Raw genomic sequence first — 26,085 nt, 5'->3', positions numbered from 1 at the left:
AGCGCAGCGGCGGGGTGGGACCCGTGCCACTGGTCGGGCTTCACCGGTGAACGGGCCCGGGAGCGGGATCCCGGATCTCATCATCCCGCTCCCGGACGTCTGGTCCCCCGGGCTTCCTGCATCGGCGCGGCCTTCGGGGCTCGGCTCGATCCCTGAGGATCGGCGCGGCCTTCAGATGTCGGCGCGATGCTCGGGCATCGGCTCGGCCCTCAGGCGGCGATTCAGGCTTCGGGCATCGGCTCCAGCCTGCTGGGATCGACCACGCCCCAGTAGGCCGCCTTGGCCTGCAGCCGGTCGTCGAAGAACAGCGGCGCCTCGTGCGGGCGCGAGACGGGCCAGGTCCGCAGCCACGAGACCGCGTCGTACAGGCCCCACATCGTCACCGACTCCAGGTCGTCGGCGCGGGCGCGCAGGACGTCGAAGAGCTCCTTGTAGTACCAGCCCTGGGCGATGAGCCGCTCCGGCGGCGTCGCGGGCAGGCTCTCGTACATGTCGTCGGAGACCGACACGTCGAGCTCGGTCACCGCCTGGAGCACGCCCAGCTCCTTGAACAGGTCGATCGACTCCCCGAGCAGCTCGACCGGCCGCCGGTAGTCCACGTGCGCCTGGTGCCCGATGCCGTCGATCGGGATCCGCCTGCACTTGAGGTCCTGCACGAGGTTGTAGACCGCTTCGCGCTTGTCGGGGAACTCGGTGTTGTAGTCGTTGAGGAAGAGCTTCACCTTCCGCGGGAACGCCCGCCGGGCGATCTTGAACGCCTCGCCGATGTAGCGACCGCCGCCGAAGACCTCGTACCAGCGCGAGCGTCGCAGGCCGTCGGGCTGCTCGGGGTCGACGACCTCGTTCACGACGTCCCAGGCCCACACGCGGTCGCCGTAGTGCTCGGCGAGCGCCTTCGCGTGGGTCTCCAGGCGGCGCAGCAGGAGCCGCTGGTGCGCGCGGGTGTTGCGCAGCGGCTCGCCGTTCGCGTCGAGGAACCACCACGCCGGGGTCTGGTTGTGCCACAGGAGGGTGTGGCCCCAGACCTTCATGCCGTTGGCTTCGGCGAAGGCCACGATCTGGTCGGCGCGGCTGAAGTCGAAGACGCCCTCGGTCGGCTGGATCGCGTCGGGCTTCATCTGGTTGCCGGTGGTGACCTGCGAGAAGTGCTTCGCGAGGAGTTCGGCGGGCTTGCCGGTCACTTCGGGCGGTTCGACGGCGCAGCCGAACGGGAAGTACTCGGCGAGGACGTCCTTGAGGGGCACGAGGTCCTGGATCTCGGGTTCGGCGAGGCGGGTGAGCGTGAAGGCGTCCAGGAGGATCGGTGTGAGGCTGGAGTCGGACTCGACGTAGAACTGGAGCCGGTCGGCGGCCTGGCCGATCGAGTACGTGCCGGTGAACTCGACCCAGGCGGCGTCCGTGACGGCGGTGTTCCACTTGACGGTGTCGTAGCTGGAGGCGCCGCCGGTGTCGCGCTGGACGCTGGTGCGCAGGTCCGCGGCGGCTTCGCCCTCGGGCAGGCGCAGGAAGACCTTGATCTCGTAGCGGACGCCGACCTCGATGTGGGCGGTGATGTCGATGGCCGCGCCGTTCCAGGTGGCGGTGCGTCCTTCGATCTTGAGGCACGGATCGAGCAGGGGCTCTTCGGAGGCGACGGCGACGGTGGCCGCGCCGCGGCCGGTCCAGCCTTCGGTGGTGCCCGAGGCGAAGTCGGTGGCGAGCAGCAGGTCGTCGGCGTGGGCGGGACTCGCGGCCAGGGTGACGTATCCGGCCGGGATGAGGGTCGCGCCGCCGACGGCGGCGGCGGCCGAGAGCACGGAGCGGCGGGTCGCGGTGCCGGGCGGCGCGGCGGCAGGGGGGCGTGAGGGGGTGGTCATGGGTCGCTCCTTCGCGGGGTGAGAGGCGGAACGCTCACGACGTCGGCGAAGCGTCGTCATGGCTCCCCCCGCGCGTCGTGGGCGACCGTGAACGAGGAGTTCCGGAAGTTTCGGAAACTTTCATTCAAAGTATTGATATGTTACGATCCTTGCGTCGGCGCTGTCAAGGCGCGGACGAACCACTGTGGTGGAGATGTGAGGGGCTCTGCCACAAGAAGAAAGGGGGGCCGGCTGCAAAGCCGGCCCCCTCAGACGTCTCACCGCGGACGCGGCGCTCCGCCGCTCGGCGGTTACGCCTCCTCGGGCTGCTCGATGAGCGTCTGGATGTACAGCGACTCGCCGATCTTGGCGATGATGTCGAGCTGCGTGTCCAGGTAGTCGATGTGGTGCTCCTCGTCCTCGAGGATGCTCTTGAAGAGGTCGCGGGAGACGTAGTCCTTGACCGACTCCATGTGCTCGATGCCGCGCTTGAGGCGGTCGATCGCCTCGACCTCGATCTCGCGGTCGCATTCGAAGATCTCCTTGACGGACTGGCCGATGCGCAGCGGGAAGAGGCGCTGGTAGTTCGGCATGCCCTCGAGGAAGAGAATCCGGTCGGTGAGGACCTCGGCGTGGCGCATCTCGTCGATCGACTCGGACTTGGTGTACTTCGCGAGCTTCGTGTAGCCCCAGTGCTCCTGCATCTTCGCGTGCAGGAAGTACTGGTTGATCGCGGTGAGCTCCGCAGTGAGCTGCTCATTGAGGAATTCGATGACCCGCTTGTCGCCCTGCATTGCAATCCGTCCTTCCCGGTCCGTATGCCGCCGGTCGCGTGACCGACGATCCCAGAATAGGACCAGGTAGGGGCCTATTTCCAGCCAGGAATGCCTAAAATAGGACAACCTATCCTTACGGAGGAATGCCTAAAGCACCCGTCGAATCACGATATGCCGGAGGCGGCGAAGGGGGTCAGGCCGCGGCGGGGACGGAGTCGGTGAAATAACTCTCGATCATGTCGACCAGGCGCTCGTGGCAGGTGCCGCAGGCCGTGCCCGCACCGCAGGCCTCGCCGATGGCCTCTTCGGAATGCGCGCCGGCGCTGATGCAGTCGCGGACCTCGTTCTCGTGGACCGCGTGGCAGATGCAGGCGTACACGCATCGACCTCCGGGAAGGTAAGGCAGGGCTATGGAAGGAATGGCTAACCTACCTTCACTCCCGCCGATCGGCAACCCCCGTCCGGTGGATCGCGCGCGACCGTTCGGGCCGCCCGCGGCTCGCGGGCGGCCCGGCGTTCATCGGATCAGGTCGCCGAGGACCTTGACGGCGTGCTCGACCCCGGCGTCGTCCACGTCGAGGTGGGTGAGCATGCGACCCCAGTCCGGGCCGAGGACGGAGATCCGCACGCCCTGCTCGGCCGCCGCGGCGGCGAGGTCGGCGATGCCCGGGAGGCGCAGCAGGACGATGTTCGTCTCGACCTGGGAGGCGTCGCAGATGCCCAGGGGCTCGAGGGCCCGCGCCAGGCGACGGGCGCGGTCGTGGTCGTCCGCGAGGCGCTCGATGTGGTGGTCGAGCGCGTAGCGGCCCGCGGCGGCGAGGTAGCCCACCTGGCGCATGCCGCCGCCGAGGCGCTTGCGGATGACGCGGCCGCGTTCGGCGCGCTCGGCGTCGGTGATGAGCAGCGAGCCGACCGGCGCGCCGAGGCCCTTGGAGAGGCAGACCGAGACCGTGTCGAACAGGCGGCCGTACTCGGCGAGCGGGACGCCGGTGGCGGCGTGGGCGTTCCAGATGCGGGCGCCGTCCAGGTGGAGGGCGAGCCCGTAGGCGTCGGCGAGTTCGCGCAGGGCCCGGAGCCGCTCGATCGGCTGGACCGTGCCGCCGCCGATGTTGTGGGTGTTCTCGACGGCGATCGCGCGCGTCGTGGTCACGTAGGGGTTGGGGCGGTTGATCATCGGCTCGATGAGGCCGACGTCGATCCGGCCGCCGGGCGCGGCCCAGGTGCGGGTGGAGATGCCGCCGAGCGCGGCGGCGGCGCCCATCTCGAAGTTCACGACGTGCGCCTTGACGTCGCAGAGCAGCTCCTCGCCGGGGCGCACCAGCAGCTGCAGGCCGATCTGGTTGGCCATGGAGCCGGTCGGGGTGAACACGGCGGCTTCCTTGCCGAAGCGGGCGGCGGCCTCGGCCTCGAGGGCGTTGACGGCGGGGTCCTCGCCGTAGACGTCGTCGCCGACGTCGGCGGTCATCATGGCTTCGAGCATGGCCGGGGTCGGCCGGGTCACGGTGTCGGAGCGAAGATCGACGATCATGGCGCCGACTCTACTTCGCGGCCGGCCGGAGGCGACCGCTCAGGCGCGCTCGCCGGCCATGCCGTCGAGCACGAGGCCGAGGAGCATCGCGCGGGCCCGCTCGGGCTCCCACCCGTGGTGGCGGCGCAGGTGCACGTACGGCCAGCAGACCGTGTTGAACACGACGATCCCGGTTTCCTCGGGGTCGGTCGGCGGCGCGAGGGAACCGTCGGCCACGCCGTCGAGGACGAGACGCACGAGCGGGGCGACGACGTTCTCACCGGGCTCGTCGAAGAGCCCGGTCTCGTGGAAGGCGGTGTCGAACGCCGACAGCAGCGCGAGGTGGCGGTCGAGGACGGCGCACATGGCCTCCAGGCCCAACCGCAGCCGCTCGCGCCCGGTCCCCGGGGCGGTGAGCACCGGCCACATCGACTCGCGGTAGTCGAGGACCAGGCGCCGCACCAGCTCGCGGCGAAGCTCCTCCTTGCCGCCGACCTGGCGCCACAGCGTGGCGCGCGAGACGCCCGCGCGATCGGCCACGTCGCCCATGGTGAGGCGGTCCCAGCCGGCCGCCTCGAGCACGTCGGCGGCGGCGGCGAGCAGCTTGTCGTCCATCGTCGTGGGTCCTCCCCCGGTAGGCGGCGCGGGCCATCATCCCATGAAACACAGTGTTGCACGAATCGGAACGATATGTATCATCACTGCATGTCGCTTCGGCACCACCTGGTGGACACCACCCCTCTGCGCATCAGCCGCGACTTCCGCTGGCTCTACATCGGACGAACTGGGCTCCTGCTGGGCGCCATGCTCACCGAGACGGCCCTGATCTGGCAGATCTACCGGATCAGCGGGTCGTACCTCGCCGTCGGCGCGGCCGCCGCCGCGGGCGGCATCGGCATCGTCGTCGGGCTCCTCGTCGGCGGCGTCCTCGCCGACCGCTTCGACCGGCGCCGGATCCTCCTCGCGGTGCGCGTGCCCGGGCTCCTCGTCGCCTTGGCGCTCTTGATGAACGCGCTGCAGGACGAGCCGCTGCTGTGGTTCCTGTTCGTGGCCGTCGTCCTGGACACCTTCCTCGCCGGGCTCAGCATCCCCGCCTCGTTCGCGGCCGTCCCGTCCCTCGTCGGCCAGGAGAACGTCGCCGCCGCCTCGGCCCTCAACGGCCTGGCGGGCCAGCTCACGAGCGTCGCCGGACCGGCGCTCGCCGGCCTGGTCATCGCCGCGGGCGGCACCGCCTGGTGCTACGGCCTCAACGTGCTCGGCTTCGCGGTGTTCGCCGTGGCGATGCTCTTCGTCGGCCCCATGCCGCCCGACCAGGGGGATGCGGAGCCGGGCGAGACCCACTCGCTCAAGGACGCGTTCGCGTTCGTGCGCCGCAACAAGGTCGTGGCCGGGGTGCTGCTCATCGACATCATGCCGATGCTCTTCGCGATGCCCAAGGGGCTGTTCCCGGCGCTGGCGACCGAGCAGTTCCACGGCGGCTCGGTCGCGTTCGGGCTCTTGTCGTCGGCCGCCGGGGTCGGCGCGTTCCTCGCCGCCGCGCTGAGCGGCCGGGTCACGAAGACGGCCCGCCCGGGCGTGGTCGTCATCGTCGCGGCCGGGACGTGGGGCGCGGCGATGGCGGGCCTGGCGCTGTCGCCGTGGCTCTGGCTGGGCCTCGCGTTCCTGGCGCTGTCGGGGGCGAGCGACCTCGTCTCGGAGGTGCTGCGGACGGGGCTGCTGCAGAACCACACGCCGGACCGGTTGCGCGGGCGCGTCACGAGCCTGTGGCTGGCGCAGGCGACGGTGTCCCCGGCGCTGGGGAACCTGCAGGCGGGCGCGCTCGCCGGGCCGCTGGGACTCGCCGGCGCGATCCTCGCCGGCGGCATCGCGTGCGTCGCGGGCGTCGCCGTCGTGGGCTGGCGGCTCCCGGCGTTCCGGCGCGCGAAGATGGAGGCGCAGCGGGCCCCCGAGGCGGCCGCCGTCTAGTACGGGTTGTCGCCGTTCCCGATGCCGAGCACCGGGAGGTACATGCGCTCGCCGTCGGCGGTGAAGCCGTCGTAGACGATGTCGAACAAGTCCTGGATGCCGAAGGCGCGCAAGGCGTCCACCATCATGTGGGCCGCCTGGTTGGTGGCCGTGCGGTCGGTCGCGCTGAAGCTGCGGGACCAGTTCGGCTGGGCGCCGCTGGGGGCGCGGAAGCCCAGGCTCGGCAGGTTCGAGAGCCCGGAGCGCCAGGCGCCGCTGACGGCGGCGCTGGCCTCGACGCGCAGGCCCCCGTCGACGAACGCGGCCACGTACCGGGCGGACCAGTCGCTGGTGCGCAGGAGCACGGTGCCGGCGGTGTCGACCACGGGCACGTCGGCGGCCATGTCGGCCAGGAGCGAGGAGAGCCGCTCGGTGAACTCGCCCATGTCGTGGCAGGCGGGCTCGGGCGGGCGCTGGCCGGCGCGGGCGTAGGCCATCCAGCCGGAGACGTCGCCCTTGCCGACCGCGTGCGCTTCGAGCTGCTCGAACAGGTCGGGCGAGAGCAGGCGCAGGGTGACGCCGCCGTGGAAGCGCCGCAGGTGGACCTCGAACAGGAGGCCGTCGCGGTACCAGCGGACCCAGGGGCCGCCGTCGCCGCCGCGCACTTCGGGGGCGCCGAGTTCGCTCATCATGGTGCGCAGGACTTCGCGGAAGATCAGGGTGCGGTGGTTCTCGCCCTGGCGGCCGCGTTCGGCCGAGCGCAGGACCATGACCTCGATGGAGTAGAAGTCGGCGCGGCCGTGGACGGGCGTCTGGGCGGGGACCGAGTCGGCGATGGCGTTGCCGGTGTCGTAGCCGGTCTCGGCCCGCCACATGCCGATGTCGACCTCGGCGGAGCGGACGTGCCAGCCGAGGTCGGTCATGGCCCGTTGCAGGTCGGTCTTGCTCCAGCGCCCGAAGTCGGTCTTTCTGGCCCGGCGGAGCAGGTCGACGAGTTGCGCTTCGCTGATCCGATGTGTGCCGAGCATCCGGTACCGTGCCAATCCGTCCGTAGGTGGGGCTGCGGGCGAAGCCCGCCGTGCCACTGCGGTTAGGGTAGCCTTGCCTGCGGTAGCGGGTCCGAGAGGTTAGGGTTGGCAGTTGTCCGATACTGTGCGGCAAGACACGCTTGTCAGCCTACTAGGCGGCAGGCGCGGAGCCTTCGACGCCACCGCCCCGCTCGTGGTGTTCATACTCACTTGGCTGCTGAGCAACCACTCGATCGCTTGGGCCGCAGCCGCATCCCTCACGACGGCCGCAGCCATCGCGGTGGTGCGGCTTCGGCAGCGGACGAAGCCGCGCGCGGTGATCCTCGGGCTCCTGAGCGTCTCGGTGGCCTGCCTGATCGTCCTCTACACCGGCCGCGCGCAGGACATCCTGCTCCCCCGCATCGTCTCGAACGCCGCGAGCGCTCTGGTCTGGGCCGGCTTCATCGTGTTCCGCCGTCCGCTGCTCGGCCTGATCGTGGGCGGCCTGCTGGGCCAGAAGACCCGGTGGCGGCGCGACCCGGCCCTGATGCGGGCCTACAGCGCGGCATCGTGGGTGTGGGTGGCGATGTACCTGCTGCGGGTGGCGATCCTGACCCCGTTCTGGAACAGCGACAGCGACGACCTGGCCGTGGTCGGCGGCGGCGTGGCGCAGGTCCTGCTGTCCTGGCCGCTGCTGGTGCTGTGCCTCCTGGTGAGCGGCTGGGTCATGCGGGTCGTCCTCCCCCACGACCACCCGGGCATCCGGCACCCGCTCTAGACCGAGCGCCCGGCGCCCGAGAAGGCCGCTTCGTAACACGAGTTCTCTTCCATCCCAAGGGAACCGAATTCCAGTCGGATTTCCGACTTCACGACGTTTCGGGGAAGCGTCACCGTGCACCGCACGCGGAGCGACGCGCTCGAAGGCCGTGAACCGATGTCGCTGCTCCGCCAGCACGTCCCGCACGGCTTCGATCCGGACGAGTTCCTGATCGCCGGCAGCGCCCGGCTGTGGGCCGACGGACTGACGCTGGAGCTGTCGGACCTGGACCTCGTGGCGCGACCGGGCAGCAGGACGTGGCGGTGGGCGGTGGAGATCGCCTTCGAGCACGCGCTCGCGTTCCAGAGCGCCCCCTTCCGGGTCAGCGCCTACTCCGGGGACAGGATCGTCCAGCTCTACGGCGGCGACACGAGGTGTGCGAGACGTGGGCGGTGCCCGGCAGCGACACCGAGGCGCTGCTCGAGCAGGCGAATGTCATCGATGGGCTCAAGTACCTGCCCGTCGAAGAGGTCATCGCCTACAAGCAGCTGCTCGACCGCGACAAGGACCGGTCCGATCTCGTCGCGGTCGAACAGGCGACGCAGGATCGTCGGGTCCGGCACGGCTTCGCCGCCCGGCGTCGCGTCACTCCGCCGGGGTGAGGCCGATGTCGTCGATGAGGACCGTGCCGTGGGTGGTGGCGTCGAAGACCAGTGAGGCCTGCTGCAGGCCGGCGAGGTCGAGGGTCGGTTCGGCCGTCGCGAAGGCGTCCAGCGGGACGGTGTAGGTCTGCGGCACCGGCTCGGTGAGGGCGGCGGTGTGCATCCACGCGGCCTTCAGGTACTGGGCGCGCTGCAGGTGTTCGAGCGGCATGAACTCGGCGAGCGGGAGCTCGGCCGAGGTGCCGGCCCGGTCGGTGAGCCGCACCGTCACCGCATCCGCGAGGTGCGCGTCCTCGGTCATGGCGACGGCGTCGAACACGAGGTTCGCCGCCGAGCCGAAGTCCGCCTCCACGGTGAGCTCCGGGTTCTCGCCGCCGGCCTGCCATTCGAGCGATCGGACGCGGTCCTCGCCCGCGCCGCCGCGCAGCGGCAGCGGGATCTCCTCCGTGGCCGTGAACCCCGATGCGACGGGCGGCTCCGTGGCGAGGGTCGCGGAGTCGGCGAACTGGTTGACGTAGGTGGTCTCCGGGAGGAACGCGGAGGCGGCCCGGTGGTCGCGGAGCACCGCCGCCTGGGACCGGTCGTCCGTGAGGGTCGTGCGCAGGAACGAGGACGCGTAGACCTCGGCGACGCGCCGCTGCTCCTCCGCGGCGATGAGCGCCTCGGTGTCGAGGAAGTGCTTGGGGAGGCCGTTGCCCACGTCGTATCGGCCCCAGCGGCTGTTGAACTGGCCGTGGTTCGCGTGGCCCACATAGAGGGCGGCCTTCAGATACGGGTCCTCGCCGGTGAACGACACCCGCTCGTACTGGTCGAGTCCGCCGAAGCTGACGACGTCGGCGTCGTGGGAGCCCTGGACGACCAGGTAGTTGACGTCTTCGAGCCGGATCGGCCCGTCCTCGGGCAGGTACTGGCCGTCCGAGGGCGCCAGCGCCAGGAGCGAGCGGATGCCGTAGTCGTGGTCGAGCGCGACCGTGTCGTCGTCGGGCAGGGTGTCGCGCCCGTTCAGGTAGGCGGCCACGGCGATCGCCTCGCCGCCGCGGGAGTGTCCGATGAGGCCGATGCGCTCCATGTCGACGCGGCCGGCGAACGGCGATGCGCCGTCCCGGCTCCACTCGTCCCACACCCGGAGGTGCTCGAGCAGCATCCAGCCGCGCGCGACGTCGACGCCCGCCAGGCCGCCGGAGCGGTCGAGCGGGCCGGTGTTGAGGAAGTTCTGGTCGACCGCGGCGACGATGTGGCCCTGGCTCGCGAGCAGCTCCCCGAGGTACTCGAAGCCGTCTTCGGAGGCGGTGGCGTTGCTCTTGTTGCCGTGCACGACGAGCACCAGCGGGAACGGGCCGTCGCCCTGCGGGTGCCACACCTTGCCGTTGAGCGGCAGGTGTTCGATGTCGAAGCCCCACAGGTCGGTGCGAGGCTCGTTCCATCCGGTGACGATCGCGGAGGCGTCTACTGTGGGCGTCTCCAGGTCGACCGATGCGCCGTACGCGTCCCGCCGGTCCGTGCCGCTGCCGTAGGCGAGTTCGGCGACGTCGAACGGGCCCGGCGCGGCCGGATCCTGCTCGATCGCGACCGCCGGGGTGCCGTCGTCCGCGGGCTCGGGCCCCCCTTGAGTGGCCGTGAGCAGCCAGACGGTCGGCGCCACCAGGATGATCAGCGCCGAGGCGAGCGCCGGTACACGGCGGTCGAAACCGCGCACCGGCTTGCGCTCCGCATGGGGGAGCAGGCCTCCCAGGGCGCCGCCGAGCAGTGAGGCGCCCACGACGATCACCGCGATGGCGGCGAACCAGGCGATCATGCTCGCGCCCGCGCCGAGGGTCGCCAGGAGGATCAGGCACGCGCCGAGCGTCCAGAGGTACGCCCACGGCAGCGCCTTGAACCGTCCCGCGGTGACGAACAGGAGAGCGGTGAGGACGCCGGAGGCCGCCACCGCGATCAGCACGTTGATCGCGGTCTGCGACAGGAGGGCGCCGGCGGTGCCGGGCAGGTGCTGGTCCCAGGTGCTCCACGCGACCGCCGCTGCGGTGGCGAGGGCGAGCAGCACGGCCGCCCCGTGCCAGGCCGGGCGTCGTTTCGCGCTGACCTTCCCCCATCGTCGGAGCCGCCTCCGTTCGCGCGGCTCGTGCGGTTCGGTCGTCGCGTCGGTCGCTGCAGTCAACTTTCGGTCCTCAGGTCGGCGGCAGGAACCCCGAGGGTAACAACCACAGGCGTTTTCGAGGCGACACCGGCGATTCCGAGGCGGCGCGGAGGGAACGCGATCGCCGCCCGCGCAGGTCACCGGGCGGGCGGCGATGATCACATGCTCGTGCGGCGGTCAGGCTTCGCGGATCACCGCGCAGGAACCGGGGTCCAGTGGCGTCGCGGGGGTCCACGGTTCGCCGGTGAGGAGGTCCGTGCCGGCGACCGGAACCGGCGCGGGCGCTTCGCCGTGGTTGATCGCGAAGACGTACGCGCGGCCGTCCTCGTGGCGGCGGCGGACGAGTTCGAGGCGTTCGGGGGCGTCCGGGAAGTCGGCCGCGACGCCGAGTCGCTCGAAGAGCGGATCGAGGGCAACCGGGCGGGTCGAGAGGTACCAGACCTCGCCTCGGCCCCGCTCGCGGCGGAAGACGGCGGGCGTGTGCGGGTAGTCCTCGAAGGACGCCACGACTTCGGCGTCGATCGCGTGGGCCACTTCCGACCAGGTCTCGCCTTCGATGCCGTCGTCAAGGGCGACCTTGTCGCCCTTGGGGATCGGGACGAATTCCTCGACGCGGACGCCGATGAGGTCGCGCAGCGCACCGGGGAGGCCCTCGTGGACGTGGTCGTTGCGGTCGACGATGCCCGAATACGGGCCGACGACGAGGGTGCCGCCGCCTTCGACATAGGCGCGCAGGTTCGCGTCCGAGTCGAGCAGGTACAGGTGGGGCGCAAAGACGTACTCGTAGCCGCTCAGGTCCCACTCGGGGTTGGCCAGGTCGGTCGTGACGCCGCGCCGCCACAGCGCCGCGTGCCAGCGCCGCAGCTCCGGGTACGTGTCCATGTCGGCGGAGGGCTGGCCGGGCGTGTTCGCGGCCCAGACCGACTGGAAGTCGAGGAGCACGGCGGCCCGTGAGACCACTGTGGAGCCTTTGACTTCGGTGAGGCGCCGCAGCCAGGCGCCGAACTGCTCGACCTCCCGGAAGACTCTGGAGTCGGCGCCGCCGTGGGGCACCATCGCCGAGTGGTAGCGCTCGGCGCCGTAGCGGGAGGCCCGCCACTGGAAGAACATCGCGCCCTCGGAGCCCCGCGCCACATAGGAGAGCGAGTGCCGGAGCTGGTCGCCCGGCCGCTTCGCGAAATAGCCGCGCCGCCAGGCCGAGGAGTTCGTGGACTGCTCCATGAGCAGCCACGGGCCGCCGGCGGCGAGGCCGCGGGAGGCGTCGGCGCCGAAGGCGACCTGCTCGGGCCAGCCGATCTCGTCGTCGGGCAGCAGGTAGTGGTCGGTGGCGACGAGCCGGTTCGGGCCCGTCACGTGCTCGCCCCACCGGTGGTAGTCGAGGTGGGCGAAGTTGCCGGTGACCATGAGGTTCGTCGTGATCGGCTTGTCGGGGCAGTGCTTCGCGATGGCCTCGGCCTCGGAGCGGAAGAGCCTGAGGAGGGCGTCGGAGCCGAAGCGGCGCCAGTCGAGGACGAGGCTCGGATTGGGGGTCTCGGCGCAGATGCGCGGCGGCAGGACCTGGGACCAGTCACTGTAGGTCTGGGACCAGAACGTGGTGCCCCACGCGGCGTTGAGGCCGTCGAGGTCGCCGTGGCGCTCCTGGAGCCAGGCGCGGAACGCGTCGGCGGCGAGGTCGCACAGGCAGGAGCGGTAGTACTCGTTGCCGACGTGCCACATGGCCAGGGCCGGGTGGTCCGCGTAGCGTTCGGCCAGCCGGGTGGCCATCTCGACCACGGCCGCCTGGAACGCCGGGGCGTGCGGGCAGTACTCGGCGCGGGCGCCGGAGTTCAGCACGACGCCTTCGGCGTTCACCGGGAGGGTCTCGGGGTGGGCCTGGGAGAACCACGGCGGCGGGGACGCGGTGGAGGTGGCCAGGTCGGCCTTGATCCCGCCCTCGGCGAGGAGGTCCATGACGGCGTCGAGCCGCTCGAAGTCCCAGACGTCCGGCGCGGGGTTGATGCCGGCCCAGGCGAAGATGTTGACGCTGACGAGGTTGACCCCGGCCTTCCGCATGAGGCGGACGTCCTCGTCCCATACCTCCCGCCCCCACTGCTCGGGGTTGTAGTCGCCACCGTAGGCGAGGCCGTCGACGGTGGGGACGATGTCGGTGTTCCGTTGTGCCACAAATGGTCCTTACGTGGTCGGCACGGTCGGGAAACGTCCCGGCGCGCTTCTGACAGCGCTTTCCTACTAGGGCTTCGTGGATTCTGCCTCGACGATCCCCTGCAAGTCAAGCTCCTCCTGCCGCACGCAGCGGGCGCCGTCCTCCAGCGGGATCGCCCCGGTGTCGCAGCGTCCCGGCTCGGCGTAGCGGCACCGGCGCGCGAACGCGCAGCCCGGCGGCGGGTTCGCGGGGTCCGGCAGCTCATCCGGCAGCAGGATCCTTCCGCCGCGGCCCCTCAAGGCCGGGTCCGGGATCGGCACCGCCGACATGAGCGCCTCGGTGTACGGGTGCTGCGGGCGCTCGTACAGCGCGGCGGTGCCGGCGAGCTCGACGATCTTGCCGAAGTACATGACGGCGACGCGGTCGGCGATGTTCTCGATCACCGAGAGGTCGTGGGAGATGAACAGGTACGTCAGCCCGTATTCCTCCTGCAGTTCGCGCAGCAGGTTGAGGATCTGGGCCCGCACCGACACGTCCAGCGCGCTGACCGGCTCGTCGGCCACGACGAGCTTCGGGTTGACGATGAGCGCCCGGGCGATGTTGACCCGCTGGCGCTGGCCGCCGGAGAACGCGTGCGGGTACCGGTCCATGTAGTCCGGCGAGAGCCCGACCTTGCGCATGATCGCGGCGACGCGGTCCTCCAGTTCGGCGCCGCGGGCCTCGCCGGTGGCGACGAGCGGGTCGCCGATGATCTGGCGCAGCGTCATGCGCGGGTTGAGCGAGGAGAACGGGTCCTGGAAGACCATGCGGATCTGACGGCGGTAGCGGCCCTTCTCGCGGCTCTTGAGCGCGGTCAGGTCGTGCCCGTCGTACAGGATCGAGCCGCTGGTGGCCTGCTGCGCGCCGACGATGGTGCGCCCGAGCGTGGTCTTGCCGCACCCCGATTCGCCGACCAGCCCGAGGGTCTCGCCGGGCATGAGCGTCAGGTCGACGCCGGAGACGGCGTGGTTCTCCACGGTGGTGCGGCCGAGCATATTGCGCCGCACGGGGAACCGGACGTGGAGGTCCTTGACCTCGAGAATCGGTTCGGTCATGCCGGGCCTCCTTGGCCGTCGTCGTAGAGGACGCACTGGGCGGTCCTGCCGCCGTCGAAGACCACTTCGGGCGGTTCGTCGATGTCGCAGCGCCCGGGGATGGCCTCGGCGCACCGCGGGTGGAACGAGCAGCCCTTGGGCCGGTGCAGCGGATTCGGGACCGCGCCGGGGATCGTGGGCAGGTCCCGGCCGCGGTCGCGCCCGAGGACCGGCACCGATTCGAGCAGCTGCTTGGTGTACGGGTGCTTGGGATCCGCGAAGAGCTCCTCCACGGTGGCGCGCTCGACGACCTTGCCGAGGTACATGACGGCGACCTCGTCGGCCAGTTCGGCGACGACCCCGAGGTCGTGCGTGATGAACATGACCGCCATGTGGTGCTCGGCCTGGAGGTTGCGGAGCAGATCGAGGATGCGCGCCTGCGTGGTGACGTCGAGCGCCGTGGTCGGCTCGTCGGCGATGAGCAGCGCCGGGTCGGCGCACAGGGCGATCGCGATCATGATGCGCTGGCACATGCCGCCGGAGAGCTGGAACGGGTAGGCGTCGACGCGCTGGTCGGGGTTGGGGATGCCGACCTGGGCGAGCAGTTCGACCGCGCGCTTGCGGGCGGCCTTCTTGTCCATGCCGGTGTGGATGCGGATGGCCTCGATGAGCTGCGCGCCGACGGTGCGGACCGGCAGCAGGGACGAGGCGGGCTCTTGGAAGATCATGCCGATGTCGCCGCCGCGCAGTTTCTGCAGCCGCTCGTCGTCGCGCGGCAGCGCGAGCACGTCGAACGGCTCGTCGTCCCCGTGCCAGGTGATGGTGCCGGCCTCGATCCGGCCGGGCGGCTCGATGAGCCGCAGGATGGATCGTGCGGTGACCGACTTGCCGCACCCGGACTCGCCGACGACGCAGAGGGTCTTGCCGGCGTGGACGGTGAGGTCGACGCCGTCGACCGCCGGGACCGTGCCGTCGTGGGTGTCGAAGCCGGTCCGCAGTCCCGAGATCTCCAGTAGTGGTTCAGCCATCAGTCACCTATTGCTTGTACGGGTCGGCGGCGTCGCGCAGGCCGTCGCCGACGAAGTTGAACGCCAGGACCGCGATCACCACGCAGATGCCGGGGATGAGCAGCCACGGCGCGTTCGACAGGACGCTCCATTTGCTCGCGTCCTGGAGCTGGACGCCCCAGGACACGGCGGGCGGCCGCAGGCCCAGGCCCAGCCAGGACAGCGCGGTCTCGGCGAGGATCATGCTCGGGATCGAGAGGCTGAGCGCGGCGATGATGTGGGACGAGAACGAGGGCAGCATGTGCCGGAACATCACCCGCGAGTGGCGCGAGCCGTCGAGGAGCGCGGAGGTGACGAACTCCTCCGAACGCATCGACAGGAACCGCCCGCGCACTTCTCTCGCCAGGCCCGTCCAGGCCACCAGCGCCAGGATCGTGGTGATGATGAAGTACCTGGAGACCGGTCCCATGTCGGACGGGAGGGCGGCGGCCAGGCCGAGCCACAGGGGGATCGCGGGGACGGCCATGAACAGCTCGATCACGCGCTGGATGCCGTTGTCGACCCATCCTCCGAAGTAGCCGGAGACGGCCCCGAGCGCGATGCCGAGGACGAACGCGAGCAGGACGCCGATGACCCCGACCGACATGGACACGCGCGTGGCGTAGATCAGCTGGCTGAGCAGGTCCTGGCCGTCGGTCGTGGTGCCGAACAGGTACATCGGGTCCTCGGGGTCCTCCGGGCCGATGAAGTGGCGGTCCCAGGGGATGACGCCGAACAGCTTGTACTCCTCGCCCTTGACGAAGAAGCCGACGTCGACGCGGTCCTCGGGGTCGGGCTCGTAGGTGATCCGGAGGCTCCGGGGGTCCTGTTCGGAGGTGTAGCCGTCGACGTGCAGGCCCCATGCGAAGCCGTCGGGGCCGTCGGTGTCCCACAGCTTGAGGACCTGGGGCGGCGCGGTGGTGTAGTCGGAGTCGCGGTGGCGGTTGTCGAACGGCGCGAAGAACTCGGTGAACGCGATGATCACGAGCATGCCGATCAGGATCCACGCCGAGACGAGCGCGAGCCGGTGCTGTTTGAACGACCACCACACCAGCTTTCGCTGCGACGCGGTCGCCCGTTCGCCGGTGTCGTGCTCCTCGCCCGTGCCGCCGGCGTCTTCCCTCTCTTTGACGCTCATCGAGGCCTCACTTCTGATGTCCGAGTCGGATGCGGGGGTCCAGCCAGCCGAGCAGCAGGTCCGAGATCAGGGTGCCGATCACCGTGACCAGGCTGAGGACCATGATGATCGATCCGGCCAGGTACATGTCCTGGGATTTCAGGGCCCCCAGGAGGATCGGTCCGAGCGTCGGCAGGCCCAGGATCTGGCCGACCACGATGTCGCCCACCAGCAGCAGCGGCAGCACCCACCCGATCGTGGAGACGAACGGGTTGAGCGCGACCCGCAGCGGGTAGCGGCGCAGCAGGCGGCCCTCGGGGACGCCGCGGGCGCGGGCGGCGGTGACGTAGGGCCGGCGCAGCTCGTCCAGCAGGTTGTTGCGGATGATGCGCACCAGCCCGGCCACGCCCGCGGTCCCGATGACGATCATCGGTATCCACAGGTGCCCGAGCATGTCGAGCAGCTTGCCGAGGTTCCATGACGCGTCGCACCACTCCGGCGAGCACAGTCCGGAGGGGACCGAGCCGAACCAGGAGACGCTGAAGTAGATGAAGATCAGCGCGATCAGGAAGTTCGGTGTGGCCAGGCCGAGGAACCCGATGGTGGTGGCGGCGTAGTCGCCGATCGAGTGCTGCTTGACGGCCGAGTAGACGCCGAGCGGGAACGCCAGCGCCCAGGTCGCCAGCAGCGTGATCAGGGAGATGCCGAGCGTGGGGCCCAGTCGGGAGCCGATGATGTCCTCGACCGGCTTGCTGTGCTCGAACGACATGCCCAGGTCGCCGTGCAGGACGATCTGCGTGAACCAGTGCCAGTACTGCTGGAAGATGTTGCCGTCCAGGCCGTATCGCTCCCGCAGGGACGCGAGGTCGTCCGCGGTGAGGCCTTGGCCCTGCACCGCGTACCTCGCTTGGAGCGCGGTCACGAAGTCGCCGGGCGGCAGGTTGATGATGACGAACACCACCAGCGAGATGGCGAACAGCGTCCCCGCCATGTACACCACACGGCGACCCAGGTATTGCAGCAATGTTCTGTCCTCGGTCTACTTGTCTTCGGTGATGTACCACTGCTCGGGCGCGGCCGGTCCCGGCGTCCCGTACGTGGGGTTCTCCGGCATCGACCCGCCGACGTTCTTGAGCCGGTCGGCGACGACGGCCCAGGCGCCCTGGCCCTGGACGGTCCCGATCGCGTAGAACTGCTCCTTGGCGATGGCGAGGATCTGCTTGAAGATCTCGTCGCGGGTGTCCGGGTCGGGTTCGGACAGGAACTGGTCGTACAGGTCCCACTGCTCGGTGATGTGGGCCGGGGGCTCCTCGACCAGCTCCTCGGTGGTGCTGCCGTTCGTGCGCAGCTCCGACCACTGGCGGGCGAAGAAGGCGCCGCCGCCGGGCCCGGCCGCCATGTACCAGTAGACGGAGGTGGTCTCGTCGATGTAGCCGCCGTCGCCGGTCCACACGGTGAGGTCGTAGTCGAACTCGTTGACGAGGTTCTGCCAGTTCTCGCGCGGCTGGCCGTTGATGTGCAGCTCGACGCCGACCGCGGCCCACATGTCCTTGATCATGTCCATCGCGTCGATCCAGATGGTGCCCAGGAGCGCGTCGTCGGCGACCGCGACGGTGAACTCCAGCGGGGTGCCGTCGGGGGCCTGGCGGATGCCGCCGGAGCCGGCGGTGTAGCCGGCGTCGTCGAGGATCTGGTTGGCCCTGTCGGGGTCGAATTCGAGGTACTGGGCGGCGAATTCCTCGTCGTAGAACCGCGATTCGGGCCGGGGCGCGGGCTGGGACGGCACGCCGACGCGGTTCCACAGGACGTCGATGAGTTCCTGCCGGTCGATCGCGTGCGACAAGGCGATGCGGAACTGCCGGTCCTGGAAGATCTTCCGCAGTGCGGCGTCCCGGTGGTTCATGTTGAACGCGATGTTCATGTCGCTGGAGTAGGTCGATTCGAGCTCGACGACGGTGTAGCCGCCGCTGGCCTCGTTGTCGACCGCGTCGGCGCGGTGCGCGTTGTCGTTGAAGTGGCGCGAGTGGAACTCGTAGTCGCCGCTGATGGCGTGGGCGAACATGGTCTCGATGTCGGAGGTGACGTCGAACCGGACCTCGTCCATGTAGGGCAGCTGGCTGCCCTCCTCGTCGACCTTCCAGTAATAGGGGTTGCGCTCGAAGAGCGCGAACTGGGCGTCCGAGATCGGCTGCTTGCAGACCCACGGGAGCAGCGTCGGCAGGTCGGGGTTCTCCCACAGGAAGCTCCAGAGGTTCCCCAGCGCCGTGAAGCGGGCCACCCAGCCGTCATAGCCCGCGTCGAGCGCCTCCTGCTCGGCGTTCTCGTTGTAGTCGACGTGGAACTGCTCGAGGTAGTGGCGCGGGTACATGGTGAAGCGCTGCCCCGAGACGCCGGCGGCCATGTCGGCGCGGAACAGCGGCTTGGGGCCGGAGAAGCGGACGATGAAGGTGTAGTCGTCGACGATCTCGAGCTCGAGGGGGGTGCCGTCGGTGCCGGCGAGCTCCGGCGGAATGCCCTGCGTCAGGTCCGTGTTGAGCGCGACGTCGTTGTAGGCGAATTCGACGTCCTTCGTGGTCAGCGGCTCGCCGTCGGACCACTTGACGCCTTCGCGGAGGGTGATGGTGTATTCCGTCGCGTCGTCGTTCTCCTCGAAGGAGGAGGCGACGTTGGGCCTGATCTCCTCCCAGTCGCGGGAGCGCTCGAGCAGGTGGCCGTCGTTGATCGTGCGCCACAGCCACGGGCCGTCGGCGGAACCGGTGACGACGGAGTTCCAGGTGCCGCCGTAGACGCCCATGGATTCGGTGACCTGGACGACGAGCGGTTCCTTCGGGAGGCGTTCCTCGACGGGCGGGAGGTCGCCGGCCTCGACGCGTTCGGCGAGCATCGGCGCCTCCAGGCCCTTCTCGCCGCCGGACCGGTCGGCCTCGGGGTCGGTGGAGAACCAGCTGCAGCCGGCGGCGGAGGCGGTGATGGCCGCGCCGCCGGAGAGGACGAGGCCGCGGCGGCTGAGCGCGGGGTCGGGCCACTGGGGGGCGGCGGCCGCCCGCCGCTTGGTGAACAGACTGGAACGGGGCTGTTGAGTGCTCATCGGTGAGCGCTCCTTCCGTGGTCGTCGTCGGCCGAAGGCCGGAGGGGGTTGGCGGGGTCCTGCGCGACCGAGCCGAGTACCGAAACTACTGAACTGTTTCCGGAATAATTCCGAAAACTTTCGGTAATAGCGGTGAGACTACGGCAACACCAAAACAGCGTCAAGGCTGGTAAGTCGCCCGCAAGGTCACGATAGAATCACAAATGGCAATCGCATACCACCCCAGGGGCGCTGAACAGTTTCGGAAGTTTCGGCCTTGGGAGCGCGCGCAACGCCAGTGACGTCGGTCGATGCAGGCGCGCTTCGGCAAGCGCTCACTGCCGCGGGCGGGACGGCGGCATGCCGCGCTTGTAGCCCTCCCAGAGGTTCCGCATGACGAAGATCTTCTCGTCGAGCGCGTCGTCGACCGAGATGCCGCGGCCCGAGTAGGGCGCCTGGAGCCGCCACGGCTTCTGGCCGGGATCGCGGAGGTACACGACCGGGACGGTCCGGCTCGCCCGCCGCTCGGCCCGGATGTCGGCCACGTCGGTCCAGGCGACGTACCGATCGGGGTTCCAATGAGGGGCCCGGGCCTCGAGCGGATGGATCCCGCGCTCGTCGAGCACGACGCCGCGATGCCGCGCCCCCGCGTAGGCCACGGCCAGCGCGACGGCGATGGCGACGAGGAAGAGCCCCAGGAGCGTGAAGTGGTACCAGTGGCCGACCACGAGCATGTAGACGACGGCGGGCACCAGGGCGGCGACGAGGGAGAGGCTCGAGAGGAACAGGGCGCGGCCGAGCACTTGGCGCGGTGTCGGACGGAATGTGATCTTGACGGCCACGTCCACCCCCACCAGGCTCGATCCGTCGTTGCTGAGCTGATCGTGTCACGTTCAGGGCTCGCGTCAAGCGACAATCCGACAGAAACCGGACCGGCCACTTCGCATGTCGCGCACGCGGGTGTGTCAGGCTGGTCCCATGACGAGCTCTGACGCCTCCGGCGCCGCACCGATCTCCGGCTCGCGCGGGTCGACCCGGAGCCGCCGCCTGCGGGTCCGCCGCTCGGCGGCGATCACCGGCGCGGCCTTCGTCGCGTGGCTGACGGTGGCGCCGCTGTCCCTGGCGCTCATCGTGGAGCAGCCCCTGTGGGGCCCGTTCTCCGCGGCGCTGGGAGTGGCGCTCCTGTTCGCGCCGGTGACGGTCTCGGTGTGGGCGTGGCGGTCAGGGGTCGACGTCACGCGGGAGGGCATCGCCGTCCGGGGCCTGTTCACCAGCCGGACGATCGCCTGGAAGCACATCGACGGCTTCGCCACCGGCGACGAGGGCGTGGCGGCCATATTGGACGACCAGTCGCAGGTCCGCCTGGCGCCCTTGCGCCCCGAGAACCTCCCGCAGGTCCTGGAGATCGGCGGCCAGGAAGTGCGCCGGGAAGGCGAACCGGCCCCCGGCACCGCCGAGGGCTGATCGTTCCGCCCGCAGCTCCGGAGCCGAGGACGGGCGCCGGCGCCGGCGGGCAGGTCGTTCGCTTGGACGGGTTTATAAGGCGCGCAACGGGTTTCAGTAGCCGTCGGTGACGACGTTCTCCAGGGGCTCTCCGGCGACGTAGCGGCGGATCTGGGGGCCGACCGGGGCGTAGGCGCGGTCGAGGGTGCCGTCGACCGAGGCGCCCGCGTGCGGGGTGATCAGCGCGCCTTCGAGATCCCACAGCGGGTGGCCCTTCGGCAGCGGCTCGGGGTCCACCACGTCCACGGCGCAGCGCAGCCGGCCGGAGGCGACCTCGGCCACGAGCGCGTCGGTGTCGACGATCGGGCCCCTCGCGGCGTTCACCAGGAGCGCGCCGTCCTTCATGCGGGACAGGAACTCCGCGTCCACGAGGCCGCGCGTCGCGTCGGTGAGCGGCAGGATCAGGATCACGATGTCGAAGTCCGGGAGCAGGGTCTCGACGGCGTCGATCGGGTGGACGCCCGGGCGGGCGCGGCGGGCGACCTTCTCGACCTCGACGCCGAGCGCGGCGAGCACGTCGGCGACCCTGTCGCCGATGTCCCCCGCGCCGACGATCAAGGCGCGCTTGCCGACCGCGGTGGTGGTCCACTCGACCTTCCACTCGTGGCGCGCCTGCTGGCGCGCGAAGACGTCGAAGCCCCGCATCGAGGCGATGACCGCGCCGACGGTCCACTCGGCGGTGACGCCGGTGTGGACGCCGCGGGCGTCGCACAGGACCACCCCGGGCGGCACGGCCGGGACCCACACCTCCGCGCCGGCGCTGAGCAGCTGGATCGCCTTGAGCGAGGCCATGTCCTTCAACGGGGTCGTGACCTTCGACTGGGCGAGGAACGGCGGGACCCAGAACTCCAGGGTCGCCGGGTCGGACGGATAGTCGGCGCGACCGTCGTAGACCTCGACCTCGACACCGTCGGGAAGCGGCCCGAGCAGCTCGCGGCCCTCCTCGTGGGCGATCCACACCTTCACGGCCACAGCCTCATCCTCCGAAACGTCCGCACTGCCGGGATCCTGGCACCATGCATCCTATAGGAAATGCGAATCCGGGCCGCGGGGGTTAGCGCGGGCCCTCGATGGGGAACCGGAGGGCGTGGAAAACAGCCCCGCCGACGCCTCCTCGGCGACCTATAGTCTTGGGCCCATGCGCAGGTTGCTCTCGGCCGCGGCGGCGACCGCCGCCGCACTCACGCTCGCGTCGTGCTCTTTCGGCGAGCCCCCCGCCCCCGAGACCGGCGCCCCGCCGAACCTCCCCACACCCTCCGGCGCCCCCGAGGACCCGGCCACGTTCATCGACGTCGTCGCCGAAGGCCTCGAAGTCCCGTGGGGCCTGGACTTCCTGCCCGACGGCACCGCCATCGTCGGCGAACGCCAGAGCGGCCGCCTGCTCGCCCTCCCCGTCGCCGAGGACGGCACGGTCGGCGAACCCGAGGAGCTGCACACCATCGACGTCGCGGGCGGCGGCGAAGGCGGCCTCCTCGGCCTCGCCGTCTCACCGGACTACGCCGACGACGGCACCGTGTTCCTCTACTACACGACCGGCGCCGACAACCGCATCGCCCGCCTCAACCTCGAATCCGACGCCGCCCCCGAACCGATCCTCACCGGCATCCCCGCCGCGCCCAACCACAACGGCGGCGCGCTCGAGTTCGGCCCCGACGGTCACCTCTACGCCGCCACCGGCGACGCCGGCGTCGGCGACAACGCCCAGGACCCGGAGTCCCTGAGCGGCAAGATCCTCCGCATCACCCCCGAAGGCGAACCCGCCCAAGGCAACCCCGACCCCGACTCCCCCGTCTACTCCTCCGGGCACCGCAACGTCGAAGGCCTCGCGTGGAACGCCGAAGGCGTCCTCTACGCGACCGAGTTCGGCCAGGACATCGCCGACGAGGTCAACCGCATCGAACCGGGCGGCAACTACGGCTGGCCCCTGTACGAGGGCCCCGACGTCGACGAAGCCGACTACATCGACCCGGTGGTCGCCTGGGAGCCCTTCGAGGCCTCCTGCGCCGGCGCGGTCTTCCTGGAGGACGCGCTCGTCACCGCCTGCCTGCGCGGCCAGCGCCTCTGGGTCGTGCAGTTCGACGCCTCGGGCGCCCCCGCCGAACCGCTCGCCGTCGTGGTCGGCGAGTTCGGTCGACTACGATCGGTCGCCATGGGCCCCGACGGGATGCTCTGGGTCACCACCTCGAACCTCGACGGCCGCTGCTCCGAGGAGCGCGGCTGCACGGCGAACGACGCCGACGACCGGATCCTCCGGTTCTCCACCAGCTACGCCGCACAGGGAAGGGTATAGATGAACGACCGGCTCGCCGCCGCCCTGCACCGCTTTGGGAACGCCGCCCGCCCCGCCGGGCGGCGCGCGAAACGCCTGTGGCGCACCACGAAGGTGGGCTGGTTCCGGCTCCGGCGCTCCCCCGCGACCCGCCGGGTCATGGTGGTCGCCGCGATCCTGTTCGTCGGGACCGCCGCCGCCGCGGGCGGCCTCGCGCTCGTGGGCGGCACCAAAGCCGACATCGGCCCCTTCGACACCACCGTGGCCCTGCACCCCGACCTCACCGGCGAGACCGTCGTCCAGATCCCGCCGCTCGGCGACGTCGTCTTCGACAGCCACGACGGCCCCCTCGGCGTCAACCTCAAGCTCGACTCGGTCGACCCGGTCGAAGCCCAGGCCATCATCAACACCCCCGGCGGCGTCACCTCGGCCTCCGAGAGCCTCGCCTCCGACGTCACCGACGCCGTGGTCCGCGTGGTCGTGGAGGCGCTCGCGATCGTCACCCTGTGCGGGCTGCTGGTCGGCGCGCTGGCGTTCCGGACCATGCGACGCGCGCTCCTCACCGGGCTCACCGCGCTCTCCGTCACCGCCGCGCTCATGGGCTACGCGGCGAGCACGCTGCGCGCCGAGTCGATCTCCCAGCCGCGCTATGAAGGCCTGCTCGCCTACGCCCCCAGCGTGGTCGGCAACGCCGAGGAGATCGCCGTGAACTACGAGGAGTACGTGGCGAACCTGCAGAAGTTCGTCACCAACATCTCCGAGTTCTACTCCCTCGCCATGGACATGCCGCAGCTGGGCATCCAGGACGACTCGATCCGGGTCCTCCACGTCTCCGACATCCACCTCAACCCCTCGGCCTGGCACCTCATGGAGTCGGTGGTCCAACAGTTCGACATCGACGCCGTGGCCGACACCGGCGACATGAACGACTGGGGCTCCGAGCAGGAGGCCGAGATCTTCTCGCAGGGCGTGGAGCAGATCGAGGTGCCGTACGTGTTCGTCAAGGGCAACCACGACTCGGCGACGACGGTGGCCGCGCTCGCGGCCTACGAGCACGTGATCATCCTCGACGGCGAGGTCCAGGAGGTGGCCGGCCTGAACTTCGCCGGCGTCCCGGACCCGCGGTTCACGCCCGACAAGGGCAGCGAGCCCTCCAGCGAGTACACCAAGCAGATGCTCACCGAGTCCGGGGAGCGCCTGGCCCGCGCGATCGAGAACGCGGGCGGGGCCGACCTGGCGATGGTCCACGAGCCGCCGATGGCGGAGCCGCTCGCGGGCGTCGTGCCGCTGGTGCTGTCCGGGCACACCCACAAGCGTTCGGTCAAGGATCTCGGCGAGGGCACCACGCTCATGGTCGAGGGCTCCACGGGCGCGGCCGGACTGCGCCACTTCGAGACCGAGGACCCGATGAAGATGGAGATGGACGTCCTCTACTTCGACCCGGTGACGAAGGCGCTCACCGCTTACGACTCGATCTCGGTCGGGTCCGGGTCCGAGACGGACGTGACGCTCGACCGCACGGTGATCCCGGCCGAGGAGCGGGTGGGCGAGGGCGAGACGCCGATCAGCACCGAGGAGACCGCGACGCAGGACGTCCCGAACGGCACCGAGGAGACCACGACGCAGGACGTCCCGAACGTCGCAGAGGAGACCACGACGCAGGACGTCCCGAACGTCGCAGAGGAGACCGCGACGCAGCCGGACTGAGCGAGGGCCCTGACGCCGTGCGGCGTCAGGGCCCTCGTCCTGCGTCTCGGATGTCGCGGCTCAACCGGTGAGGGCCGGGCCGAGGAACAGCGCGGCGAACGAGAAGTAGATGATCAGGCCGGTCGCGTCGCACAGGGTCGAGACCATCGGGGCGGACACGAGCGCCGGGTCGATGCCGATCTTCTTCGCCGCCAACGGCAGGAACGAGCCGACGAACGTCGACCACGTGCAGATGCCCAGGAGGGTGCAGGCGATGATGAGCCCCATGTCCCAGCCGTAGAGGTAGCCGACCACGGGTCCGCCGACGAGGGCGAGCATCGCGCCGAGCAGGAAGCCCACGCGGGCCTCGCGCCAGACGATCTTGAGGACGTCGGAGAAGCGGACCTCGCCGACGGCCATGGCGCGGATGACGGTCACCGAGGCCTGCGAGCCCGAATTGCCGCCCGTGCCGGTGAGCAGCGAGACGAACAGCGCCAGCATGGTGACCTGGTTGAGATAGGACTCGTAGTAGTCGAGCACCGTCACGGTGAGGGAGGCCGAGACCGCGAGGATGAGCAGCCACACCGCGCGCTTGCGCGCCAGCATGAACACGCCCGCCGAGAGGTAGGGCCGCTCCAGCGGCTCGGAGGCGCCGCCTCGCACGACGTCCTCGGTGTCCTCGGCTTCGAGAACCTCCATGGCGTCGTCCCAGGTGATCATGCCGACGAGGCGGTCCTCGTGGTCGACCACGGCGAGGGCGATGAGGTTGGCCTCCTGGATGAGGCGGGCCGCCTCCTCCTGGTCGGTGTCGGTGGAGACCTGGTAGTGCTCGTCGGCGATGAGGTCGGCCACGATCGTGTCGGGGTCGGCGCTCACGAGGTCGGCGAGCGTGACGGTGCCGAGGAGCTTGCGGTGCCCGTCGGTCACCGGGAGCACGTCCAGGTGGCGGGGGCGCTCGCGCAGGTGCCGGATGCGCTCGATCGCCGCCGCGGCGGTCATCGAGGCGCGCAGCGACACATAGTCGGGGGTCATGATGCGCCCGGCCGACTCGGGGTCGTAGCCGAGCAGCTGGGCGGTGGTCCGCCGGTCGGCGGCGCTCAACTGGGACTGGAACCGGGTCGCCACTTTGGCGGGCATCTCGTCGAAGAGCTTGGCCCGGTCGTCGGCCTCCATCGACTCGAGCAGTTCGCGGACCGTGTCGGACTTGAGCCCGTCGATCAGCTCCTGCTGGTGGACGGTGTCGAGCTCCTCGAAGACGGCGAGCGCGCGGTCTTTCGGGAGGAGCCGGAACCGGAGGGCCTGCTCGGCGATGTCCATGCGCGGCAGTTCTTCGGCGAGTTCGACGGTCGAGGTGTCGGCGAGTTCCAGGCGGAGCGCCGCGAGCGAGTCCACTGCCGCAGGCGAAATGGGCTGGATGGTCTGTGCCATGACAGCCACCTCCTAACACGAGGAAAGGGCCGTGCCCCACTCACCCGCAAGGAAGCGCAAATGCAGGTCAGGCCGCTCGATTCAATGTAAGAGGACGCGGAGCACGGTAAAAGGAAAATGGGAAGAACACG

At 70.3% G+C, this 26,085-nt stretch carries 22 protein-coding genes; 6 read left to right on the top strand and 16 right to left on the bottom strand.

Annotation, left to right across the window (positions count from 1 at the left end):
• Nucleotides 1-221: 221 nt before the first annotated feature.
• From K3N28_RS20390 to K3N28_RS20370, 5 genes are all read right to left on the bottom strand, one after another.
• A complete protein-coding gene (locus K3N28_RS20390) occupies nt 222-1,856 on the bottom strand; it encodes an endo-1,4-beta-xylanase (RefSeq protein ID WP_228094600.1) in 1,635 nt (544 codons plus the stop codon).
• A 290-nt stretch (nt 1,857-2,146) separates the two neighbouring features.
• Complete coding sequence (gene bfr, locus K3N28_RS20385; RefSeq protein ID WP_228094599.1) at nt 2,147-2,629, bottom strand: bacterioferritin; 483 nt, start codon at nt 2,627-2,629, stop codon at nt 2,147-2,149.
• A 175-nt stretch (nt 2,630-2,804) separates the two neighbouring features.
• The gene (locus K3N28_RS20380) at nt 2,805-2,990 is read right to left on the bottom strand and encodes a bacterioferritin-associated ferredoxin (RefSeq protein ID WP_228094598.1); all 186 of its coding nucleotides are present in this window, start codon (nt 2,988-2,990) and stop codon (nt 2,805-2,807) included.
• Between the two features lie 138 nt (nt 2,991-3,128).
• Entirely contained in the window at nt 3,129-4,139 is a 1,011-nt protein-coding gene (locus K3N28_RS20375; RefSeq protein WP_228094597.1) for a low specificity L-threonine aldolase, read from the bottom strand.
• A gap of 39 nt (nt 4,140-4,178) precedes the next feature.
• The gene (locus K3N28_RS20370; RefSeq protein ID WP_228094596.1) at nt 4,179-4,733 is read right to left on the bottom strand and encodes a TetR/AcrR family transcriptional regulator; all 555 of its coding nucleotides are present in this window, start codon (nt 4,731-4,733) and stop codon (nt 4,179-4,181) included.
• A gap of 90 nt (nt 4,734-4,823) precedes the next feature.
• On the opposite strand from K3N28_RS20370, the gene K3N28_RS20365 reads away from it, so the two are divergent.
• The gene (locus tag K3N28_RS20365) at nt 4,824-6,083 is read left to right on the top strand and encodes an MFS transporter (RefSeq protein ID WP_228094595.1); all 1,260 of its coding nucleotides are present in this window, start codon (nt 4,824-4,826) and stop codon (nt 6,081-6,083) included.
• On the opposite strand, the gene K3N28_RS20360 is transcribed toward K3N28_RS20365, so the two are convergent.
• The gene (locus K3N28_RS20360; protein ID WP_228094594.1) at nt 6,080-7,090 is read right to left on the bottom strand and encodes a DUF6301 family protein; all 1,011 of its coding nucleotides are present in this window, start codon (nt 7,088-7,090) and stop codon (nt 6,080-6,082) included. The two genes, K3N28_RS20365 and K3N28_RS20360, sit on opposite strands and share 4 nt — an antisense overlap.
• Before the next feature lie 124 nt (nt 7,091-7,214).
• Here K3N28_RS20360 and K3N28_RS20355 point away from each other — a divergent pair, with 124 nt between their 5' ends.
• Nucleotides 7,215-7,847, top strand: a complete 633-nt coding sequence (locus tag K3N28_RS20355; protein WP_228094633.1) for a DUF3159 domain-containing protein — start codon at nt 7,215-7,217, stop codon at nt 7,845-7,847.
• Between the two features lie 431 nt (nt 7,848-8,278).
• Nucleotides 8,279-8,488 (top strand): hypothetical protein, encoded by a 210-nt coding sequence (locus tag K3N28_RS20350; protein WP_228094593.1) that lies wholly within the window; start codon nt 8,279-8,281, stop codon nt 8,486-8,488.
• Here K3N28_RS20350 and K3N28_RS20345 read toward each other — a convergent pair.
• From K3N28_RS20345 to K3N28_RS20310, 8 genes are all read right to left on the bottom strand, one after another.
• Nucleotides 8,472-10,643: a hypothetical protein gene (locus K3N28_RS20345; protein WP_228094592.1), complete on the bottom strand. Its 2,172-nt coding sequence runs from the start codon at nt 10,641-10,643 to the stop codon at nt 8,472-8,474. The genes K3N28_RS20350 and K3N28_RS20345 overlap by 17 nt on opposite strands.
• Before the next feature lie 156 nt (nt 10,644-10,799).
• On the bottom strand, nt 10,800-12,785 hold the full coding sequence (locus tag K3N28_RS20340) for a beta-galactosidase (protein WP_228094591.1): 1,986 nt from the start codon (nt 12,783-12,785) through the stop codon (nt 10,800-10,802).
• Nucleotides 12,786-12,851: 66 nt separating this feature from the next.
• Complete coding sequence (locus K3N28_RS20335; protein WP_228094590.1) at nt 12,852-13,859, bottom strand: ABC transporter ATP-binding protein; 1,008 nt, start codon at nt 13,857-13,859, stop codon at nt 12,852-12,854.
• Entirely contained in the window at nt 13,856-14,866 is a 1,011-nt protein-coding gene (locus tag K3N28_RS20330; RefSeq protein ID WP_228094589.1) for an ABC transporter ATP-binding protein, read from the bottom strand. Before K3N28_RS20330 ends, K3N28_RS20335 begins: the two co-directional genes overlap by 4 nt.
• A gap of 7 nt (nt 14,867-14,873) precedes the next feature.
• Complete coding sequence (locus K3N28_RS20325) at nt 14,874-16,022, bottom strand: ABC transporter permease (protein ID WP_228094588.1); 1,149 nt, start codon at nt 16,020-16,022, stop codon at nt 14,874-14,876.
• Between the two features lie 7 nt (nt 16,023-16,029).
• A complete protein-coding gene (locus K3N28_RS20320; protein WP_228094587.1) occupies nt 16,030-17,025 on the bottom strand; it encodes an ABC transporter permease in 996 nt (331 codons plus the stop codon).
• A 15-nt stretch (nt 17,026-17,040) separates the two neighbouring features.
• Nucleotides 17,041-19,089, bottom strand: coding sequence for an ABC transporter substrate-binding protein (locus K3N28_RS20315; protein WP_228094586.1), 2,049 nt, complete (start codon nt 19,087-19,089; stop codon nt 17,041-17,043).
• A 314-nt stretch (nt 19,090-19,403) separates the two neighbouring features.
• Complete coding sequence (locus tag K3N28_RS20310) at nt 19,404-19,916, bottom strand: hypothetical protein (RefSeq protein WP_228094585.1); 513 nt, start codon at nt 19,914-19,916, stop codon at nt 19,404-19,406.
• A gap of 130 nt (nt 19,917-20,046) precedes the next feature.
• Between K3N28_RS20310 and K3N28_RS20305 the strand changes: the two genes are divergently transcribed.
• The gene (locus K3N28_RS20305; protein ID WP_228094584.1) at nt 20,047-20,532 is read left to right on the top strand and encodes a PH domain-containing protein; all 486 of its coding nucleotides are present in this window, start codon (nt 20,047-20,049) and stop codon (nt 20,530-20,532) included.
• Between the two features lie 93 nt (nt 20,533-20,625).
• Here K3N28_RS20305 and K3N28_RS20300 read toward each other — a convergent pair whose 3' ends face one another.
• A complete protein-coding gene (locus K3N28_RS20300; RefSeq protein WP_374209846.1) occupies nt 20,626-21,537 on the bottom strand; it encodes a 2-hydroxyacid dehydrogenase in 912 nt (303 codons plus the stop codon).
• Between the two features lie 172 nt (nt 21,538-21,709).
• On the opposite strand from K3N28_RS20300, the gene K3N28_RS20295 reads away from it, so the two are divergent.
• Together K3N28_RS20295 and K3N28_RS20290 are read left to right on the top strand one after the other, a co-directional pair.
• Complete coding sequence (locus tag K3N28_RS20295; RefSeq protein ID WP_228094582.1) at nt 21,710-22,861, top strand: sorbosone dehydrogenase family protein; 1,152 nt, start codon at nt 21,710-21,712, stop codon at nt 22,859-22,861.
• Nucleotides 22,862-24,547: a metallophosphoesterase gene (locus K3N28_RS20290; protein ID WP_228094581.1), complete on the top strand. Its 1,686-nt coding sequence runs from the start codon at nt 22,862-22,864 to the stop codon at nt 24,545-24,547.
• Nucleotides 24,548-24,607: 60 nt separating this feature from the next.
• On the opposite strand, the gene mgtE is transcribed toward K3N28_RS20290, so the two are convergent.
• Nucleotides 24,608-25,954, bottom strand: coding sequence for a magnesium transporter (gene mgtE / locus K3N28_RS20285; RefSeq protein WP_228094580.1), 1,347 nt, complete (start codon nt 25,952-25,954; stop codon nt 24,608-24,610).
• Between the last annotated feature and the right edge of the window lie 131 nt (nt 25,955-26,085).

The organism is Glycomyces sp. TRM65418, assembly GCF_019710475.1.
GTDB lineage: Bacteria > Actinomycetota > Actinomycetes > Mycobacteriales > Micromonosporaceae > Glycomyces.
The sequence above is the reverse complement of the archived record's forward strand: the minus strand, read 5'-3'. Positions and strand labels throughout refer to the sequence as shown.